The sequence below is a fragment of the Glutamicibacter sp. BW80 genome (assembly GCF_002332385.1).
Lineage (GTDB): Bacteria > Actinomycetota > Actinomycetes > Actinomycetales > Micrococcaceae > Glutamicibacter.
In genome coordinates, this window is sequence record NZ_NRGV01000032.1 from 107,529 (window position 1) to 126,788 (window position 19,260).

Genomic DNA, 19,260 nt, shown 5'->3' on the forward strand with positions numbered 1-19,260 from the left:
GTTGTTCAGCGGGGAGCCCGTTCTGGTGCCAGGCGATGAAATCATTGGCGCGCTGTGGATTCGAAACGACCGCGGCCAAGAGGTTGAAGTTAGCGTGCGACCCAAGGCATCAGCAGCGCACACCCAGATCTATTTCGAGACCATCGGCTTGTCGCGCTTCCGTCTGGAACCGGAGGAAACGGTCAAAGTGGGACTGCGCATGGGGCTGCCGGGGTCCGCGACGAACGGGTCGCAAGATCAGGAAAAGCGTTCCCTGCAGGTGCAGATCAACGCGGTCGAAACCGGCATAGGCAAGACACCGGAGCCCGAACCGTCGCAACCACCACGAGAAACCCACGCGCCCCCAGAAGATTCCCCCGAAAACGAAACGCCGGATCAGCGGGATCAGCTCAGTGATACCGGGTTCAGCGGAGGGGTAATCGTCTTGGGGATCGGTGCATTGGTAGTTGGATGCGCGGCCGTCATGCTCTCGTGGAGACAGAATCGAACTGAAGCAACAAAGGCTGGTGGCAAACGATGAGCACCCGATCTATTCGTATCAAGGCGATCCTGTCCATGGGAATCCTTGTGGGCTTTGGCGCGGTTTCTACGTTGGCTGCGTGGACAGGCACCGCCACCGCGACCTCCAATATCAGTTCCGCGACCGTGGCGCTTGGAGTCGGCGCAACGGCAGGTGCAGCCAATGCAACTACCTATCAGATGCCCATTACGGGCAATAATCTATATCCGGGCACCAGCTCCGCGTCTACGGTGGTTGTGAAAAATACGGGAACCATATCGGCTCCGTACACGGTTCAGGGAAAGATCACCGAATCAAGTGCTTCGACCTTGGGCGCGGGTCTGAACATCTCCGTAAAGATCGGCGCAACCGTTAGCGGCAGCGGCTCCAACGTCACGTGTTCAGGCGGGACGACCATAGTCTCCAAGAGCGCCGGTGCGCAGTTCAACGGTTCCTCGACTCCACGCTCTTTGGATTCTGGCGCTTCCGAGTTGCTTTGCATCCAATATTCATTGCCGACAACGGCTGCCAACTCACTGCAAGGCGCAACGACAAGCATTGGCCTGACCTTCACCTCAACGGTTGGTTCCTAGTATGAGTCTGCGAAAATCACCAACCGTTGAGAACAAGAACAAGAACAAGAACAAGAACAAGAACAAAATCGCGTGCGGATGGCAAGGCTTGGTGCTTAACCTAGGTGCCGTACTTGGTTCTCTTTGCATTCTCATGACAGCGATGACTCTAATCTTCGGGTTCAAGCCACTGGTTTTTGCTTCGGGGTCGATGGCGCCGGAGATCCCGACTGGATCTTTTGGTCTAGCAGTCCCTACTCCGGTCAGTGAACTGGATCCGGGCCAGGTGGTTTCCGTCGTAGCAGCAGACCAAATGCGGGTTACCCATCGGATCCTGGAGAATACGCCGCTGGGACTCATTCTCAAAGGCGATGCCAATCCTGTAGCGGACCTGCAGCCGTATGCGGTGGAGAGCGCCGACCGGTTATTATTCAGCGTTCCAAATCTGGGGTACGTGATTAGTTGGTTTGGCCAGCCTTGGGCCTTCTTCGCTGGAGGGCTACTATGCGCGTATGTATTCTATCTAGCTTTCATTCGCCGAGGTGCGAATGATGGCGATGACTTGGATGATATCGATAGTCGTATTCGGCCTAGCGCGACTGGGAAACCAGACGATTCTAGGGATCGAAATTCTACATTGTTTACCTGGACCGGGCTAGTGGTCGTCCTTGCTTTAGCCGTGTCAGTGGGCTGGGCGGGCAGGGTTGAGTCAACTACGGCTGCTTTTGGTGCCACTGCGCAAGGGTCGGCTGCAGTAGCTACAGATGTAATGTCTGCTCCAGCGGGAACCAACTGCGCGCAATCAACGGTAGGAAACACCAATACGAGGAATCAGACGATCGACTTTACTTGGTCTGCGCCTTTGTCTGGATCGGTAGCACCTACCGGCTACTTGGTGAGTGTGCAGGTCAACAATGCTGATGGGACCCCGTCGAATACGAACCAAATTACGAATATTCCATTAGGAGCATCTGTTAGGCAACAAAGTCTCACTACGGTGGGCAGCTCCAGGATCCTCAATACGTTGCTCTCGCTCCTCGGGGATCTTCTAGGGTACGATCGCACGATCACGGTGAAAATATCTGCCACATATCCCTCAGGGTGGACGTCTGTGCCAATCGTTTTCAACAAGGTCCATGCGACGGCTGGGTTGTTGGGAACCTCGAAGAAATTGACTTGCACGCTGCACTAGGAATCCGCTTTTTTCTGTTTGCCGGTCAGGCCTCGGAGTATGAACGTAAGCCCGTGAAAGAACGTCTGCTCGGCGCGGTTTGGTTCCTGTAGTCCCGCTGCTAGCGCCTCGGTGAATGCATGGGAGGACTGGGTGTCGGCCTCCCATACAGCGCGCGGCGCTGTAGCGTCCAGGGCCGAACCCAGGACGAACGAATCGATGATGGTGATCGCTTGCAGGCGTTCCTTCGGCTCAAAACCAGCCACGGCAAAAGCTTCAGCCAACGCGTCATAGACTCGCAGCGTTGTTTGATCCCGGACCGTATGGCTGGTGAAGAGTGGAATCAATCTTGGGTGCTTGGCGTAGGAAGCCCAATACTCCATGGCGATCTGGCGAACAGCCTCCTGCCAGTCAACCCGATCCAGATCGGGTAGCTGGATTTCTGACATGGCCCGCCCACGCATCAACTCAATGATCTCGGCCTTGCCCTCTACATGGTTGTAGAGCGAAGATGCAGTCACCGAGAGTGCTTTGGCCAGTTGCGGCAGAGTGAACTCACCGTGTGCGTCGACAAGCGTGAGCGCGGCGTCGGCAATCGCAGTGGTGCTGAGCTTTGGTTTCGACGGTCTAGCCATGCGGACTTCCTTTGCTTCGAGACTCTTTGACTAGAGCATACACAGACTAAACGAAAACCATTCGTTAAAATCCTTGATTTTGGCGATGGGCTAGGTCTAATCTGAAAACGAATAGCATTCGTTAAATATCCCGAGGTGAACCAAATGCAAGAAGTCCTCGCCCTGAACGCACCGGTCTCCCCGGCGCGTGCCGGAGAAAAAGTGCGTGGTGACATCACCGTTGCCCTAGTGCAGCACCGCTGGCATGAAGACCGCCAAGCCCTGGAAGCGGAGCTTGAAGATGGAATCCGGCGAGCTGCGGGCCATGGCGCACAAATTGTCTTCCTACCGGAGCTGACGCTGAGCAAATACCCGGCCTTCGTAATCCCGGATACGGCCGCCGCCGATGTGTCCGCAGAAGAGCTGTTGACCGGTCCAACATTTATCTTTGCCGCGCAGATGGCAGCCAAGCACCAGATCCACGTACATATTTCCTTGTTCCGCAAGGCGCCATCACGTGATGGACTGGGGCTGAACACCGCGATTGTCGTGTCTCCGGAGGGCGAACTGGTGGCGACCACCAATAAGCTGCATATTCCGCGGACCGCAGGCTACTACGAGGACAAGTACTTCCGCGAAGGCCCCAACGAGGAACCCTATCCGGTGCACCGCTTCTCGGGCCTGAAAGACCTGGCCATGGGACTGCCTACCTGCTGGGACGAGTGGTTCAGTGAACCGCCGCGCATCTACTCGCTGGCCGGGGCCGACCTGCTGGCCTATCCCACAGCCATCGGATCCGAACCGGACCACCCGGATTTTGATACCGAACCGCTGTGGCGCCAAACCATTCTCGGCAATGGCATCGCCAACGGACTGTTCATGGTCGTCCCGAACCGCTGGGGCGACGAAGGAGCGTTGACCTTCTACGGCTCCTCTTTCATCTCCGACCCCTATGGCCGGATTCTGGCCCGCGCCCCACGCAACGACTCAGCGGTGCTGGTCGCCAGCCTGGACCTCGATGCCCGCCGGGACTGGCTGACGCTGTTCCCATTCCTGCGCACACGCCGCCCGGAAACCTACGCAGCCCTGACCGAAGCGCGCGTTGAGAGCGGACTCGGGGAAGAGGAGCAGACCAGTGCCTAACTACTTCATGCCCGCTGAAACCGCAGCCCACGAGCGGATCTTCATGGCTTTTCCAAGCGGAGGATACACCTTGGGACAGAGCGAGGCGGAGGCGGAAGCCGCTCGCACCGCATGGTCCAACGTGGCCCGCGCGGTTGCCCGGTTTACCCCGGTGACGATGATCGTTGATCCAAGCGCACTTGCCGATGCCCGCCGCCATCTCGGGGAATCCGTGGACTTCGCGGTACGCGAGTTGGATGATGCCTGGATGCGCGATATCGGTCCAACCTTCGTACGTGATGCCGCGGGTGAACTCTTTGCGGTGAACTGGAATTTCAACGGTTGGGGCGCCCAGGCATGGGCACACTGGGGAAAGGACAGCAAAATCGCCAGCGAAGTTGCTGCCCTGACCGAAACCAAGGTGCTAAGAGCGCTGATCACCAATGAAGGCGGCGGCATTCACGTGGATGGGGAGGGCACCGTTTTGGCAACCCGCAGCGTGCAGCTGGACCCGGGACGCAATCCGGGGAAAGCGGAAGCCGATATTGAAACGGAATTTGCCCGACTGCTCGGTGCCACGAAGACCATCTGGCTGGAACGAGGGTTGACCCGCGACAACGAAGAATTCGGAACCCGCGGACACGTAGATATCGTGGCCTGTTTTGCCGCACCCGGTGTGGTGCTCTTCCACGACCAGCAAAACCCCGAGCACCCAGACTTTGAGGTATCCGGGCAGGTGCGCAAGCAGCTTGAATCTGCTGTTGACGCCAAGGGGCGCAAACTTACGCTCATACCGGTGCCGGCCCCGACGGTGCTCACGGACACCGAGGGATGGGTTGATTACTCCTACATCAACCATCTGGTCACCAACGCCGGAGTCATCGCCTGTACCTTTGGTGATCCGATGGACGCCCAGGCCCTGCAGATATTGGCGGAGGCCTATCCCGGGCGGGAAGTGGTGGGGGTTGATGCCCGGGAGCTATTTGCGCGCGGTGGTGGAATCCACTGCATCACTCAGCAGCTGCCAACTTAAGGTGGCGTGCTGGACGCAGAGAGTTCGGGTAAGTCGCAACGCAATTGCAGGAAAGACTATGTTGCGTAGGCTTCATATATTCTCTCGCAGTCCGGACAAATTTTCATATCTGATACGTCTTGCGATGGAACGAAGTTGAATCCGCAAATAGCTTGGCTGACTATTCCATAGACGTATGCGTCAGTGAGAATTCTCTGCCTAGCATAGTGCGCGTAGTGTGTGCGCGGCACTTCGGGTTTGTGCGTGTACGTGTCGATCGATGCGTTAGCTAAAGTTTCAGCAGCGAGGAGTTGTTGAATCTTCACTTCGGTGGTCTGAACAAGGTAGACCATATCTTTGCCGTTGTGTTCAATTATCTCCCAGTGTTCTTGAACTGGATCAATAAGACCAATCATGATGGGAACGACAACATCACGAAGCGTCGAGTCGGACCAATTTTTAGTATGGACGGTTAAAAATATGTCTGCGGGCAGCTCGTGTGGTGCCTGTTGATCTTCGACGCGTTCCACGTGGAAATCAACCACTAGCTCAGCGCCCTTGTGCGAGGGGTGGAGTGGGAGCGTAACTTCGACCTTATGATTTAAAGTAATCGACTTGCTGACTGAAGAGAGTATGGAAGCGGCGCAGCTGGCCTCCCAAGCTTTCTCCGTGGCATTTGCAACTTCAAGTTTTTGGAGTGTGTAGTCATCTGACGTCGGGTAAAGCGCTAAGAGAGCATGCCGTTTCATCAAATCTAGTTTTCGGTAAACGTTCGACTCGTCGCCTGCACGGCGAAGTCCAGCGAACAGTATCCACCATTGGGCATCCTGCTTGGGTTGAGTCACGAGTCCTCGCCATTGACCAGGTTTTAGCTCGCGCCAAGGAGTTGGCATTCCACAGGTAACTGCATGTTTGTAAACTATGTGCGAGTTGGCACATTCTGGATCACTTGTTGCCCAGTTTCCTGACTGGATAACGGGATGCTGGAGTTGGGAGAGTGGGCCGGCGTCTTTGAAGCGACCTTGTTTGACGGCTCTATATTGCTCCGGGTTTGCCCAATCATCTGGGGCCGATAGGCATTCATGCAGTACATACAGCGTTGGTCGAACCCCGACGAGTTGTGCATTCATCATGGCTTTATCCTACGTAGAGCGTCGAGTTTTGTTTAGTGACCATTTTGGTAATTCCAACGCCGAGTGTTGAGAGGCATTGTTCACAGCCGGTAGCTTCTCTCTTGCGGAAGCCGCGTTGGCCGAGATAAGCTAGTTTCAGTTGAGTCACTTGTGCTACCTAAGTTAGTTAGTATGGAATTCTGAAGGGCACGAAATGTCACTTATTGAGCTACCTCTAGCACCAAAAGACAAGACTCAAGATGTTCGTGCCGTTTTAGAGACTCTTGCCGATAACGAATTAGCTGACATGCTGATGCAGGTAGTTGGTCTTGTTGAAGAGGGCAAGAGCCTTGTCGTCAGGCGATCGCCTGACGCGGAGGTATCTCCGAAAGAAGCATCTGAAATGGTGAACATGAGTCGAACTTTTATATGCCGCTTATTGGACCAGGGGGTCATCCCTGAACAACCACGGGTTGGTACACATAGAAGAATCCTCGTAAGTGATTTGGAGGAATTCATGAAAAACCGTGGCCGCGCATCACGCCATTTCGCTAAGTCGTTGGCGCATGCAGAGGATTCCAAAGCGCAACTTGTGCGCGACATTGCTGGGGTTTCCCGTGAGGAAGCTAGTAAGTTTGGCTATTAGTTCTATGACGTATTAGACGACGAAAATGATCTATTGGTATCGCTAGGAGAACTAGCGCCAATGCTGGTGTTTTGGTGAATCCGAACGAATCGGATTCACCAAAACGCGTTTAATGGGCCAACAGCGCGTTTGGCTGCAATACCCAGCAGCAGCCGGACCCCTGACAGGAGAGCTAGTCCAGCCCGACCTGACGGCGCCGCTCCAGAAATACAGGACGGGTGATCCTGCGGTTCGCGGCGAAAATCGGCTCGGTGCTGCAGGCTCCGGTGGCCAGATCGGCCAGATGCTCGCCGATGGCCGGCACAAACTTAAACCCATGCCCGCTAAATCCAGCACCCACGGTGATCGGTCCGAAACGGTCCAAAATGAAGTTCTCGTCTTCGGTATTGGAATAGGTGCAGGAGACCGTCTCAAAACGTTCGGGGTCAACACCAGGCAACCAGCGTGCGGCATAAGCCTGCAACGCCCGAATTTGTTCGTCCACGAGCTCATGCGGGCGGGCATTCGGGTCAACTATGCGGCCCGAGCCGTGCCAGCCGACCTTGATTCCCTCGCCCGGAGTGTGCATTCCATAAATCGGGCCGTAGACCGGGGAACCGGTATCACGTGCGGGGTCCAAGCAGTGATTGAACCCGGGCCACCGAGCAGGAAGCGGGGTTTGCGTGAAATGAACCGGGTGCTCTTCGGTGACATGGATCCGTGGAAGGCTGATGGCTTCCCCGAGGAGCGACCGGCTCCATGCCCCGGCGGCCACGATGACATGGCGTGCTCGCAGGGTTGTGCTCCCCGCAGGCTCCTCCAGCTGGATGCTGACAAGTTCCTCGGAGATCACTTCCAGGGCCGACACACGCCGATTGTGGTGAATCGCGGCCCCGGAGTTCAGCGCCAGGCGTTGCAGCGTCGAAACGGCAAGATCGGCATTGATCTGGGCTCCTGCGGGAATATACAGAGCCTCGGTCTCAAATTTCATCCCGGCAAAACGTTCTTCGGCTTCTGCCATGCTCAGGGACTCGCAGTCGAATCCGGCCGCGCCGAGACTGCGTTGGATCCGGCGTTGCCCGACTGGATCGCCGTGGTTCACCAACCCGGTGCGGTTCAGCAGCTTGGTGCCACCGGACAGGGCAACCTCGTCCCACAGGAGGTTCGCGCGTTGCAGCAACCGCACATAGGGGGCTTCCGCGTAGGCCGGATTGAAGTTGCGGGTCGCCCCATGCGAGGCACCGTGCAGATGGCCCGGCGCATATTGCTCGACCATGAGCACTTCGCGGCCGCGTGCGGCTAATGCGTGGGCGGCGGCCGAGCCCATGGCTCCGCCGCCAATGATCAGATAATCAACGTCGATACTCACGAGACCAGCGTAGAACGAGGCAGCGCGGAATTCGTATTCTGAGGTCGCGCCCGGGTGCACTAACGTAAAGCAATAGGGCGCGACTGCGTTCGGCGCAGGAACTGGAAGGCAGCAACTATTGGATACGCTACAACTCGGCGCATTGCTCGGATTGTCCGCGGCCGTTTTTGTGGGGGCTTCTACACAGCGAATCTCCGGAATGGGATTCGCGCTGGTTGCTTCACCATTTCTGGTGATGGTTCTCGGGCCTCACCACGGGGTCATGGTGGTCAACTTCCTCGGAGCCTGCAGCAGCTTTTTGATTCTGATCCAGGTATTCAGGGACGTTGAGTATAAGAAGATCTTGCTGATGCTCATTCCTGCGGTCATCATGACTCTTCCCGGCGCCTGGGTTGCCGCGCGTTTGGGCGGCCCGTGGCTCACCATCGGGATTGCCTTGATGGTCATCCTTGCCCTGGGCTCGAGCTTCCTGGTGCGCAATCTTCGTACCGCGCAAAGCAAGGGGCTGGCAATCGGGGCAGGTGCCGTTTCCGGATTCATGTCTGTTACCGCCGGAGTGTCAGGTCCGGCCATTGCTGGGTACGCGGTGGCCAGCCGTTGGCCGCAGGCGAAATTCGCCATTTCGGTGCAACTGTACTTCTTTGTTCTGGCCGTCGCTTCGCTGCTGGCCAAGGGCGGAGTTCCCGAACTACATTGGACGCAGTGGGTGAGCTGCCTGATGGCGATGGTTGGGGGAATACTGCTGGGCAACTTCCTCGCTCCCAAGATTCCGGAGAGGTTTAGCCGCTTGTTCGTTATTCTCGTCGCGTTTGCCGGGGCCGTGACGCTGCTGGTCAACGGGCTAACCCAGGCGCTGGCGTAGGCAGAAACTGGCTAAAAAGTCTATCAGTGAGATAATTGCTACCGTGCGGACCGATCAGAGCATTCAAAACCATGGCAAACCGGCCACAGAACTAGACGTTGAACGGCAGGCATTGTGGGCAGGCTTTATCTGTTCAATCCTAGGATTAATAGTCGGGCTCATCCTGTTCGCAGGTAATCGCCCGGCTCTGGCCGGTGGGCTATCCGTAGGTGCCGTCGCCGCTTCAACCGGAGCGGTGGCAGCAGCACTGGCCAGTGCGGTGGCCTTTCGGCGGTTGCTGCTATCACGCGAGCCGTGGCTCGGGCGGATCCCCAGGTGGCGTCAGGCAGTCGCCCTGAGTGGGCTGGTTTTAGTCCATGCAGCGAGCACGGTGATGATCTTGATGGTGGCTTTCCACCTGATGCAGCAGGCGTTTTTTGGACTGCGCGTGGATATGCTTGCCGGCTCCTTGCTTGTCAGCGGCGCGACGGGGGTCAGCGCCTATCTGTGCTTGGTTGCCACGGCTCGGACAAATGCCGAAACTCTGTCGGTGGTTCTGGGTATCTTCATGGCCTCGGGAGTCGTCATCAGCATGCTGCTCGCCGAGGACCGAGGCTGGTGGCAGTCGATGTTCTCTTCCCTCGGTACCTATGACGCGGGGATTGGTTCCTTCTGGACATTCAACACGACGTTGGTGGTCTCCGGGCTCGTGCTGATGGCCTTTACCGAATTTATGACCAGAGATCTTGCAAAGCTCTCACGGACCTATAGGTGCCGCCCGAGCTTGGAGAAATACCGGATTGCAAAGCATCTGCGCCCGCGTCCCGGCGTTGTCCGCTGGTGCCTTTTGGCGGTGGCCCTTGGTGTTATTTTGATCGGGGTAGTTCCGGTAAATGTTGCCCCCGAGGTGCATGCTGCTTTTGTCCGGTTGGCGGCGGCCGGGATGATGCTGCTCCTGACGGGGACCACGGTGCTTCTTCCGGGATATCCGGTGGTTTTCCATCTGATGTCGCTGACGGCACTAGGAGCTTTATGGCTGGCCTTCTTGCTGTGGCAGGAATGGAACTACTACAACCTCACCGGATTTGAACTTGCCGTGGTCGCAATTCTCTTCACCTGGATCTCGGTGTTCATCCGAACAACTTCGGCATTGATCCACGACAAGCAACAGCAACTTCGCAAGGAAAAGCGGACGCGCAGGCGTGCGCAGCGTGAACAGCTGGCCGGTGCGCAAGATCCGGCGGCCGCAAATATCGATCCGCATTCAAGCCACGGCGAAATCCGCCGTAATGGGGAGGACGCAGGTTTCCAGAGTCGATAGCCTTGAAATATGTTGATCTCCGAAAAGCTGTATTTGCTACTGACCAAGGACGACGGCCGCCCAGAGACGGTGATGAGCTCCTATGGGTACGGAATGAACGCCGCGGTCATTGCTGACCTGATCTTGGGTGGACGAGTAGGCCTTACCGAAGACTCGAATCCGCGCATCACCATCATCGGAGCGGGGCCGATCGGGGACCCGGTATTGGCGCACTCCCTGGAAAAGCTCGAGGGCAAAGACGGCACAAGCCTGGATTCGGCCGTTGCGATCAACCGACTGTGCAATATTCGCCTAGTGACGGATTCTTTAGCCAAGCAAGGACTTGTGGAACACGGGGAACGCAGCTTCTTTGGTCTGGGCAAGGGGAATGTGAAAGTACTGAACGGGCAACTGGAACGCCAATTCCGTTTCGGGCTGCGGTCGGTGCTTCAGGGGCAGCGGGAGGCCGAAACCCACGAGGCAACGCTGCTATCCATCTTGCAAGGCATGGGCGTAGTGCCTAATGTCCTAGCCGAGGAGATCGAACCGCTGAGCGCTGCAGAGTCCAAGCATCGGATCAAGGAAGTCGCCACGGACTCCCGCGCCGGGGACGCGGTTCGCAAAGCAGTGGCAACGATGAACAGCGCGGTCGCCACGACCACCATCCTTCCGGGGTCTCGCTGAGAAGCTTGCAGCTATGCGGGCTGCTCGACTAAACCGGCTTGCATCACGACGTCAACCGTGGCCTGGAAGTGCTTGCGCAGCAGCGCGCCGAGTTTCTGCGCATCGCGAGCAAGGGCCGCATCGAGAATATCTGCGTGCTCCTGCTCGACATCGCGCGCCACCGCCGCTTGTGACGGCGCGGCCCACCGGCGATAGAGCTCCGTGAAATTTGCCAAGTCGGTGGAGAGCTTCAGCATCGGTTGGCACTCGCACGGAGCCAAAAGCTGATGATGAAATTCGCGGTGCGCAGCCGACCAGAGTGGGTTCACCCGATCCGGATCTTCGGGTAGACGGCGTGGGGTTCGTGAAAGTTTATGGTGCGCGGCGATGAGCCCGGATTCCCAGGCTACGGTTCCACGTTCCACGGCCAGCCGTGCCGCGAGCGCCTCGGTGGCGCAGCGAAGCTCGGTAATGTCTGCCAATTCTCCAAGGTTGAGATCTGGAACAAAAAATCCGCGATTGGGGCGGATGGCAACAAGGTTTTCACCGGCTAAACGGGTCAAGGACTCGCGAATGACGGTGGTGCTGGTGCTGAATTGCTCGGCTAACGTGGTGGGCTGCAAGCGATCTCCCGGTGACCAGAAGCCGTCCAGAATGGTGCGGCGAATTCCTTCGAGCGAATGCATAGATGCCTTTGCCACGCGGGCCTCTTTCTTATTGGTGAAACCTTGAGCGCAAAATCCAAGATAATCATATTATGTCCGACTACTCAGAGTATTGAGCGATTTCATTTCTTCGTGTTCGTCCTGTGTTTCGCTGCACCCTTTACGTAGCGTGGCGGTAGGCCTAGGCTCGGCTCATGCCAGTGATGCTGCGTACTATCCAGACCGCCGTACCAGAAACGCTCCTTCGCCAGGATGAAGTCCGTGATGTCTTTGCACTGCAACCGGGGCTGTCCCGGTTGGGTCAGCGGCTGATCGCCACCTCCTTCGATTCCTCGGCGATCAACACCCGCTACAGTTGCGTCAAAGACTTCGATGCCCACCACCCGCCGGCCAGCGCGTTGTTCTACGACGCGGGCACGCAGCAACTGCACTCTCCGAGCACCGCCACCCGCAACCGCGAATATGCCGCCCACGCCCCGGCACTCTTTATCGGAGCCGCGCAGAAAGCCCTGGACGACTGCCCGGATCTGACACCTGCGGACATCACCCACGTCATTACGGTCTCCTGCACCGGTTTTTATAACCCAGGACCGGACTACCAGATTGTGCGCGCGCTGGGTCTGAAGCCCAATACCGTGCGGCACCATCTGGGCTTTATGGGTTGCTATGCGGCTTTCCCTGGACTTCGTGCGGCTAGGGATTTTTGCCTCGCGGATCCGCAAGCAACGGTGCTGGTGGCCTGCGCGGAACTTTGCACCCTGCATGTGCACAGCTCGAACGACCCGGACACCATCATGGGTTCTGCGCTCTTTGCCGACGGAGCCGCGGCGGCAATCGTCACCGCACACGGCGATAGCGGATTGAGCATGGACGCCTTTGAAACGGTGCTCACCCCGGTCGGCGAAGAGGCCATGGCATGGAATATCGGGGACGAAGGCTTTGAGATGGTGCTCGGAACCTATGTTCCGCACATCATTGATGAGCATATTAGCGGCGCCTTGGAACCGCTCTTCGCGAAGGCTTCCATCCCGGAAACGACCTTCGCCCAGATCAAGCATTGGGGGATACACCCCGGTGGCCGAGCGATCCTGGACCGCGTCCAGAATCGCCTCGAACTCAGTGATGCCCAATTAGCCCCTGCCCGAAAGGTCTTGGCCGAATACGGAAACATGTCCAGCGCGACGGTCCTGTTCGTGCTCAAGGAAATCATGGATGATCGGCAAGCCAGCTCGGGCGAACGCGTCTGCGCCATGGCTTTCGGTCCCGGACTGACCGTGGAAACCGGGCTCTTCACCCTGCACGGGACGGCTGAATGACGGGTCTGCGGCGCAGCATCGGAGCCAGCGAGGAAATGGATCGACCGGATTGCGACCCTGCATTGCTACGCCGGACCTACGCGCAGTTTCCGCTGGTAAATCGGGTTGTCGCCGGATGGCGCGGAAACTACGCGCGCTTCATCCGTCCCGTGCTGCGCCGCCGGCCCGGAACAAGAATTCTGGATGTGGGCTGCGGGGGCGGCGACATCGCAATGAATCTGGCCCGCTGGGCGCTCGCCGATGGGTTTTCGACTCAGATTCTCGGGATAGATCCGGATCCGCGCGCCATCGACTACGCCCGCCGGGCTCTGCGCCAGGCGGCTCTGCCGGAGGGCGTGGTGCAATTCCGTGAGACTACCAGTGTGCTGCTTGCCGCCGCCGGGGCGCAGTTTGACGTGGTGCTCTCCAACCACCTGCTGCACCACCTGGAAGCGGGCGAATTGCAGCAGCTGCAGGTGGACACCGAGCGGCTGTGCGCCGGGATCGGCCTGCATAGCGATATTCGCCGCGCCAGAGCGGCATTGCTGTTGTTCGGCACGGCAACGCTGCCGTTGGCCGGTACCTCGCTGATCCGCCGCGACGGGCTGGTCTCCATCCGGCGCAGCTACACGCCAGCGGAACTGGCTGCTTTGGCCAGGTCTGGCTGGGAGGTGCAAGCACAACGGACTTACCGCAATGTGCTGCTCTGGAAGTCAACCGGCAGTGGATGAGGTAGCGATCATCGGAGCCGGGCCGGTGGGATTGACCCTGGCGATCCTGTTGGCCCAACGAGGACGGAAAGCCACGGTATACGAGAAGCGAACCGAACTAGCCGGGCATTCACGAGCGATCGGCCTGCATCCGCCGGCCCAGCAGATCCTTGAACTGGCGGGGGTAGGCCCGCAGGCGCAGGAATGCGGAGTCCCGATCCGCCGCGGCATCGGAGTTTCGGCGGGCCGCATCATTGGCATCATGGACTTCGCGGTGATCGGCGGGGGCTACCCCTACGTCTTGTCATTGCCCCAACAGGTCACCGAGACGCTGCTGCGCGAACGCTTGGCGGAGCTTGCTCCGGGCACACTGGTCTCCGGGGCCGAGTTCACCGGCCTTCGGTCGCAGTCGCCGGACGGGGTGGAATTCACCGCCGGCGGTACCTCGCACCGAGCCCGATGGCTGGTCGCAGCCGACGGAGTGAACTCGTCGGTGCGCAGGAGCCTGGCAGTGCCATTCGGCGGCAGAGCTTTGCCCGACGCCTACCTGATGGGAGATTTTCCGGATACCACGCAGCTGACCCACACCGCCGCCCTGTTTTTGCACCCGGCGGGGATAGTGGAATCTTTCCCCTTGCCTGGTTCCCTGCGTCGTTGGGTCCTGCGTGTGGACGGCCAGAGCTCCGGCAGCTCGGCCGCCGACGTGGTTGATGCCCTCTGCCAGCGGGTGGGATTTGTGCTTGACGCCGCGAGCTGCACCATGCACAGCCGGTTCGCTACCGCCAACCGGCAGGTTGCCTCGATGGTCCATGGGCGGGTGGTATTGCTCGGGGATGCCGCGCACCAGATCAGTCCCATTGGGGGACAGGGACTCAGCCTGGGATTTGCCGACGCGCTGGAGCTGGCTGGGCGGTTGGCTTCCAATGCATCCTTGGCCGGTTTCTCCGAAACCCGATTGCAGGCCGCGCGCAAGGCGGGTTCGCGCGCGCAGCTGAATATGATGCTGGGCCGGCCGTTGCCATGGTGGCTGGCATCGGGGCGCGATGCCCTGATTTCACGCCTGGCAGCGAGCCAACGCCTCCATGACGGTGCAGCCCGCAGCTTTACGATGACCCCTCGTGGAGGTCCGGGAAGCAGCTGATGTCCAGCAGAGGGCCGCTGGTTCTCTCCGAGGTGGAGGGCGCTGGAGGCCTCGGTGCCATGCGTGCCCAAACTCACCGCCAACTTCCAGTGGATACGTGAAACAATAGGTAGTAATGACTTCCAGCGACTCCACCACACTTTCCGCCGTTGAACGCAAGGCTCTGCGCACCGAGCAGGCCGCTGCCCAGCGCGCCCAGCAGCTGCGCATCTCCAAGTCCCGAGCCGAGGCCGAAGGCCGCGCCCAGGTCGTGCCAACGGCCGAAGGATGGAAACAGGAGATGGGCGCCGATGGCCGTCCAGAACTGCAGTTCGCCACCAAGCGCCGCGTCGCCCAGCCGCCAACGCACCTGGCGGACCTGAGCCTTGCCGAACGCCAAGCGAAGCTGAAGGAACTAGGCCTTCCGGCCTTCCGCGCCAAGCAGCTTTCGACGCACTACTTCACGCACTACACCACCGACCCGGAGAAGATGAGCGATCTTCCCAAGGAGCGCCGTGCGGAACTGGCCGAGGCCATGTTCCCGAAGCTGCTCACCGAGGTCAAGCGACTGACCACCGATGACGGCAAGACCATCAAGTTCCTCTGGCGCCTGTTCGACGGTTCGCTGGTCGAGTCCGTGCTCATGCGCTACCCGGGCCGCATCACCCTATGCATCTCTTCGCAGTGCGGCTGCGGCATGAACTGCCCATTCTGCGCCACCGGACAGGCGGGGCTGACCCGCAACATGTCCACCGCGGAAATCCTGGACCAGATTGTCCAGGCGAACCGGGTGATCGCCGAAGGCGGCCTCGGTGGCCAGAAGCATCCGGACGAACGCGTGGGCAACATCGTGTTCATGGGCATGGGCGAGCCGCTGGCGAACTACAAGCGCGTGATGAACGCGGTGCACCGCATGGTTGCCGACGCCCCCGAAGGCCTGGGCATGAGCGCCCGCGGCATCACCATTTCCACCGTGGGTCTGGTGCCTGCCATCCGCAAGCTGACCGAAGAGAATGTGCCGGTCACCTTCGCGCTGTCGCTGCATGCCCCGGACGATGAGCTGCGCGATGAGCTGATCCCGGTGAACTCACGCTGGAAGGTCGACGAGGCGCTGGACGCCGCGTTTGACTACTATGTGAAGACCGGACGCCGCGTCTCCATCGAGTACGCGCTGATCAAGGACATGAACGACCATGAGTGGCGTGCCGAGCTGCTGGCGAAGAAGCTCAACGCCCGCGGTCGCGGCTGGGTCCATGTGAATCCGATTCCATTAAATCCGGTACCGGGCTCCATCTGGACCCGCAGCGAGAAGGACATCACCAGCAAGTTCGTGCGCCGCCTGGACAGCCTCGGCGTACCCACCACGCTGCGCGATACGCGCGGCAAAGAAATCGACGGCGCCTGCGGGCAGCTCGCAGCCGACGAAGACTAAACATCTGTGACTAGGGCCTTTGCTTCACGTGAAACACGTGGAGCAAGGGCCCTTTTCGCGTTTAGGGGTGCCGGCAATCTGGCGCGCGGCCTGTCCGGAGACGCTATTTCTGGGTTCGCCGGTCGGGGCGGGCTCCGCGAACACCGGCAGCCGCCAAGACACAGGCGCCGGCTCAGCAAGAGCAACCGCGGCCAAACCGGTAGGGTTCAGATATGGCCGTTTCAGACCCACTCTTTTTAGACAAGACCAATCCCGAGTTGTGGAACTCCATGGGGAAGTTCTCCAACCAGCTTGCCAAGACCTACCGGGCAGCCGGCATCAGCGACCGGACAGCCGAACTGATCAACCTTCGGGTCTCGCAGATCAACGGCTGCGCCTACTGCCTCGACATGCACACGCGCAAGGCGCTGGAAGCCGGAGAGCGCATGCAGCGCATCGTATTGCTCAGCACGTGGGATGAATGCGGCGGACAGTTTGACGAGCTCGAATGCGCGGCCCTTGCCATCGCCGAGGCTGCCACGGATCTGCCCTGCCCGGAGGAACGCATCGCCGCCGTAGCTTCGGCGCGACTGCTGCTCACCGATGAACAGGTTGCCGCGATCCAGTGGATCGCGATTTCGATGAACGCTTTTAATAGAATTTCCATTCTGTCCCGCCACCCGGTCAAGGAACGGGCGCTTGGAGCGGAGAACGCCCAGTGAAGGTATCTGCTCGCGGACAGGTGCCGCCCTTTGAAGTAATGCAGATTGTTGATTCGGTGGCCACCATGCGCACCGCCGGACATGATGTGATCTCGCTCTGCGTCGGCGAACCCGGTGGCGGGGCACCGGCCGCGGTTAATGAATTGGCTTCGAAGCTCCACGCCGAACATGCGGATTTCGGGTACACCTCCACCACTGGCTTAGCCGCAACAAGGCAGGTGCTAGCCGAGCACTACCGCCTGACCTACGGGATAGAGATTCCCGCGAGGAACTTCGTCATGACTGCAGGTTCCTCGGGCGCATTCCAGCTCGCGTTCTTGGCGGCCTTTGATCAGGGAGATATCGTCGCATTGGCGCGGCCTGGGTACCCGGCCTACGCAAATATTCTGCAAGCCCTTGGGCTGCAAGTTGTTGACCTGCCCACCGGACCCGAGCAGCGTTTCCAGCCGACGGTGGAACTTCTCGAGGCGGCGAAGGCGCAACACGGACGCCTCGACGGGCTGGTGATAGCTTCGCCGAACAACCCCACCGGAACCATGTTCAGCGCCGAGGAGCTTGAACGCCTCGCCTGCTGGTGCGAAGCAAACGGAGTGCGGCTGATCAGTGACGAGATCTATCACGGAATCGAGTTTGTGCCCGAACGCAGGGGCCATACCTCCTGGGAATACTCCCAGACAAGCATTGTCGTTTCGTCATTTTCCAAATACTGGGGAATGACCGGCTGGCGTTTGGGTTGGATGATCGTCCCCGACGACATGCTCGCCGTGGTGGATGGCTTAGCCTCCAACCTTGCCCTATGCGCGCCGGCGCCCGCGCAACGCGCCGTGCTGGCCGCCTTCGAACCAGCGAGTCTGGAAGAAGCCGAGGGCCGGGTAACCGAATTCGCTCGCACCCGGGAGTTGGTGCTCGGCAGCATAGAGAAGCTTGGCATCTCGCAGGCTGCCCCTGCCGATGGCGCATTCTATCTCTACGGAAAACTGCGCCCGGCGGTGCTCGAAAAGTTTGGTTCGGCCACCGGGTTCTGTGCCGCGGTCTTGGAAGAAACTCATGTGGCGCTGACCCCCGGCGGGGACTTCGACCCATTTGAGGGGCATCTGTTTATCCGGCTTTCTTTCGCTGCGGGCTACCATCGTGTCGCCGAAGCGCTGGACCGAATCGATGTATTCCTGAAGAGGAATATTTAGCATAGGGAGTTTATGCACAGTTCGCCGTTGCGGAGCTATGCGTTGAACAAGCCTGCCCGAAGCTGGGATGAAGCAAAGTCCACCACCCAGCTTGGAGTCCACCATGCGCGATCTTCCGCTACCCGTCGAACACGAATGCCTTGCCTGCTACCTCTATCGGGTAGCCGAGGACGTGCCCTGCGAAGGTTCGCTTCGCATGCTCAAATGTTACCGAGACCATGCGGCACCCCGGGCCACCGCGCTGGAACGCAAGATCAAGCTGCTCGGCGGATACTGCGATTGCGAGGTTCTCATGAACGCACTGCGGCCGGCTACCACCGAGGCTGTCAGAGCCATGGACCATGGAGCCGATTTGGTCTGCAAAGGGGTACGCCGCGGCTGTATTCAACCCTGCGAGCAGTGGTTGATACGCCGCGGCGTGCAATGGGCTGGCGGACAATTCCGCAGCCGGGGTGCCAAAAGTTCTTAGTCTTCGATCGCGTCGGACCGATTCGCAGCCTTCTTCTTGGACGCCATACGGGCCTTGAGAAGTTCCACGAAGATCGGGATGACCGAAATCAGCACGATCAAGATGAAGATGATGTCTACGTTTTCTTCGATCCAGCTAATCTGGCCCAACCAGTAGCCCAGCAGGGTTACGCCAACGCCCCAGAGCAGCGCGCCGGCAAGATTGTAGAAAACGAAGGTCTTGTGGTTCATTTTGGCGACGCCGGCAATCACCGGAACGAAGGTGCGAACCACCGGGACGAAGCGTGCAAGAATCACCGCGCGCCCACCGAATCTCTCGAAGAATTCGTGGGCACGTTCCACGTTTGCCTGGGAGAAGAAACGAGAATCGGGCTTCTTGAAGATCGCGGGGCCAGATTTTTTACCGATGATGTAGCCCGTTTGGTCTCCGGCGAAGGCGCAAACGAAGATTGCGAGGGCAAAAAGCCACAGCGAGATATCCAGGGTTCCCGAAGCGATCAACAGCCCCACGGTAAAGAGCATTGAATCCCCTGGCAGGAAGAACCCGACAAGCAGTCCGGTCTCTGCAAAGACGATGCCGCACACCAGCAGCATGACCCATGGGCCCAAGGCTGGGTCGCGGAGGAAGACGTTGGGGTTCAACCAGTCGGGGAGAAACGCAGCTCCCATGGTTGGTGTCCCGAACTCGGTCATAAGCGAGAGGAAAGGAGAAAGATCTAGCACGGTAAAAGACTACGGGAAATCACTGGGAGTTTCCCTGTACGTTAATGCAGATCACAGACCGA

General features: G+C 59.1%; 21 protein-coding genes. 16 read left to right on the forward strand and 5 right to left on the reverse strand.

Features of this window, described 5'->3' with window-relative positions; genetic code table 11:
• Nucleotides 1–25: 25 nt before the first annotated feature.
• The 3 genes from CIK76_RS10735 to CIK76_RS10745 are packed head-to-tail and all read left to right on the forward strand — an operon-like array spanning nt 26 to nt 2,263.
• Nucleotides 26–520 carry a hypothetical protein gene (locus CIK76_RS10735; protein ID WP_141393528.1) on the forward strand — a complete coding sequence of 165 codons (495 nt, stop codon included), beginning with the start codon at nt 26–28 and terminating at the stop codon, nt 518–520.
• Entirely contained in the window at nt 517–1,092 is a 576-nt protein-coding gene (locus CIK76_RS10740; RefSeq protein WP_096286261.1) for a hypothetical protein, read from the forward strand. Before CIK76_RS10735 ends, CIK76_RS10740 begins: the two co-directional genes overlap by 4 nt.
• A 1-nt stretch (nt 1,093) precedes the next feature.
• Nucleotides 1,094–2,263 (forward strand): hypothetical protein, encoded by a 1,170-nt coding sequence (locus CIK76_RS10745; protein ID WP_096286263.1) that lies wholly within the window; start codon nt 1,094–1,096, stop codon nt 2,261–2,263.
• Here the strand turns inward: CIK76_RS10745 and CIK76_RS10750 are convergent.
• Nucleotides 2,260–2,877, reverse strand: coding sequence for a TetR/AcrR family transcriptional regulator C-terminal domain-containing protein (locus CIK76_RS10750; protein WP_096286265.1), 618 nt, complete (start codon nt 2,875–2,877; stop codon nt 2,260–2,262). The two genes, CIK76_RS10745 and CIK76_RS10750, sit on opposite strands and share 4 nt — an antisense overlap.
• A gap of 144 nt (nt 2,878–3,021) precedes the next feature.
• Between CIK76_RS10750 and CIK76_RS10755 the strand changes: the two genes are divergently transcribed.
• Both CIK76_RS10755 and CIK76_RS10760 read left to right on the forward strand, forming a co-directional pair.
• On the forward strand, nt 3,022–3,999 hold the full coding sequence (locus tag CIK76_RS10755; protein WP_096286267.1) for a nitrilase-related carbon-nitrogen hydrolase: 978 nt from the start codon (nt 3,022–3,024) through the stop codon (nt 3,997–3,999).
• A complete protein-coding gene (locus CIK76_RS10760) occupies nt 3,992–5,011 on the forward strand; it encodes an agmatine deiminase family protein (protein ID WP_096286269.1) in 1,020 nt (339 codons plus the stop codon). The genes CIK76_RS10755 and CIK76_RS10760 overlap by 8 nt, the downstream gene beginning before the upstream one ends.
• A gap of 56 nt (nt 5,012–5,067) precedes the next feature.
• Here the strand turns inward: CIK76_RS10760 and CIK76_RS10765 are convergent, their stop codons facing one another.
• A complete protein-coding gene (locus CIK76_RS10765; protein WP_096286271.1) occupies nt 5,068–6,123 on the reverse strand; it encodes a DUF3039 domain-containing protein in 1,056 nt (351 codons plus the stop codon).
• 193 nt (nt 6,124–6,316) lie between these two features.
• Here CIK76_RS10765 and CIK76_RS10770 point away from each other — a divergent pair, with 193 nt between their 5' ends.
• The gene (locus CIK76_RS10770; RefSeq protein ID WP_096286273.1) at nt 6,317–6,748 is read left to right on the forward strand and encodes a helix-turn-helix domain-containing protein; all 432 of its coding nucleotides are present in this window, start codon (nt 6,317–6,319) and stop codon (nt 6,746–6,748) included.
• Nucleotides 6,749–6,920: 172 nt separating this feature from the next.
• On the opposite strand, the gene CIK76_RS10775 is transcribed toward CIK76_RS10770, so the two are convergent.
• Nucleotides 6,921–8,096, reverse strand: a complete 1,176-nt coding sequence (locus tag CIK76_RS10775; protein ID WP_096286335.1) for an FAD-dependent oxidoreductase — start codon at nt 8,094–8,096, stop codon at nt 6,921–6,923.
• 118 nt (nt 8,097–8,214) lie between these two features.
• On the opposite strand from CIK76_RS10775, the gene CIK76_RS10780 reads away from it, so the two are divergent.
• From CIK76_RS10780 to CIK76_RS10790, 3 genes are read left to right on the forward strand one after another with little or no spacing between them, the layout of a single operon-like run.
• Nucleotides 8,215–8,958: a sulfite exporter TauE/SafE family protein gene (locus CIK76_RS10780; RefSeq protein ID WP_141393529.1), complete on the forward strand. Its 744-nt coding sequence runs from the start codon at nt 8,215–8,217 to the stop codon at nt 8,956–8,958.
• A gap of 43 nt (nt 8,959–9,001) precedes the next feature.
• Nucleotides 9,002–10,258: a hypothetical protein gene (locus CIK76_RS10785; protein ID WP_141393530.1), complete on the forward strand. Its 1,257-nt coding sequence runs from the start codon at nt 9,002–9,004 to the stop codon at nt 10,256–10,258.
• A gap of 9 nt (nt 10,259–10,267) precedes the next feature.
• Nucleotides 10,268–10,921 (forward strand): GPP34 family phosphoprotein, encoded by a 654-nt coding sequence (locus CIK76_RS10790; RefSeq protein ID WP_096286279.1) that lies wholly within the window; start codon nt 10,268–10,270, stop codon nt 10,919–10,921.
• Nucleotides 10,922–10,932: 11 nt separating this feature from the next.
• Here CIK76_RS10790 and CIK76_RS10795 read toward each other — a convergent pair whose 3' ends face one another.
• Nucleotides 10,933–11,601, reverse strand: coding sequence for a GntR family transcriptional regulator (locus tag CIK76_RS10795; protein ID WP_141393531.1), 669 nt, complete (start codon nt 11,599–11,601; stop codon nt 10,933–10,935).
• 158 nt (nt 11,602–11,759) lie between these two features.
• Between CIK76_RS10795 and CIK76_RS10800 the strand changes: the two genes are divergently transcribed.
• From CIK76_RS10800 to CIK76_RS10830, 7 genes are all read left to right on the forward strand, one after another.
• Nucleotides 11,760–12,881: a type III polyketide synthase gene (locus CIK76_RS10800; RefSeq protein WP_096286283.1), complete on the forward strand. Its 1,122-nt coding sequence runs from the start codon at nt 11,760–11,762 to the stop codon at nt 12,879–12,881.
• Nucleotides 12,878–13,591, forward strand: coding sequence for a methyltransferase domain-containing protein (locus CIK76_RS10805; protein ID WP_096286285.1), 714 nt, complete (start codon nt 12,878–12,880; stop codon nt 13,589–13,591). The genes CIK76_RS10800 and CIK76_RS10805 overlap by 4 nt, the downstream gene beginning before the upstream one ends.
• The gene (locus CIK76_RS10810) at nt 13,584–14,711 is read left to right on the forward strand and encodes an NAD(P)/FAD-dependent oxidoreductase (protein WP_176484173.1); all 1,128 of its coding nucleotides are present in this window, start codon (nt 13,584–13,586) and stop codon (nt 14,709–14,711) included. Before CIK76_RS10805 ends, CIK76_RS10810 begins: the two co-directional genes overlap by 8 nt.
• 115 nt (nt 14,712–14,826) lie before the next feature.
• Nucleotides 14,827–16,122 (forward strand): 23S rRNA (adenine(2503)-C(2))-methyltransferase RlmN, encoded by a 1,296-nt coding sequence (rlmN, locus tag CIK76_RS10815; protein ID WP_255248436.1) that lies wholly within the window; start codon nt 14,827–14,829, stop codon nt 16,120–16,122.
• 212 nt (nt 16,123–16,334) lie between these two features.
• Complete coding sequence (locus CIK76_RS10820) at nt 16,335–16,823, forward strand: carboxymuconolactone decarboxylase family protein (RefSeq protein WP_096286289.1); 489 nt, start codon at nt 16,335–16,337, stop codon at nt 16,821–16,823.
• On the forward strand, nt 16,820–18,007 hold the full coding sequence (locus CIK76_RS10825) for an aminotransferase class I/II-fold pyridoxal phosphate-dependent enzyme (protein ID WP_096286291.1): 1,188 nt from the start codon (nt 16,820–16,822) through the stop codon (nt 18,005–18,007). Before CIK76_RS10820 ends, CIK76_RS10825 begins: the two co-directional genes overlap by 4 nt.
• A 103-nt stretch (nt 18,008–18,110) precedes the next feature.
• Nucleotides 18,111–18,476: a DUF2695 domain-containing protein gene (locus CIK76_RS10830; RefSeq protein WP_176484174.1), complete on the forward strand. Its 366-nt coding sequence runs from the start codon at nt 18,111–18,113 to the stop codon at nt 18,474–18,476.
• Here the strand turns inward: CIK76_RS10830 and CIK76_RS10835 are convergent.
• Nucleotides 18,473–19,168: a VTT domain-containing protein gene (locus CIK76_RS10835; protein WP_176484179.1), complete on the reverse strand. Its 696-nt coding sequence runs from the start codon at nt 19,166–19,168 to the stop codon at nt 18,473–18,475. The genes CIK76_RS10830 and CIK76_RS10835 overlap by 4 nt on opposite strands.
• Nucleotides 19,169–19,260: the final 92 nt, after the last annotated feature.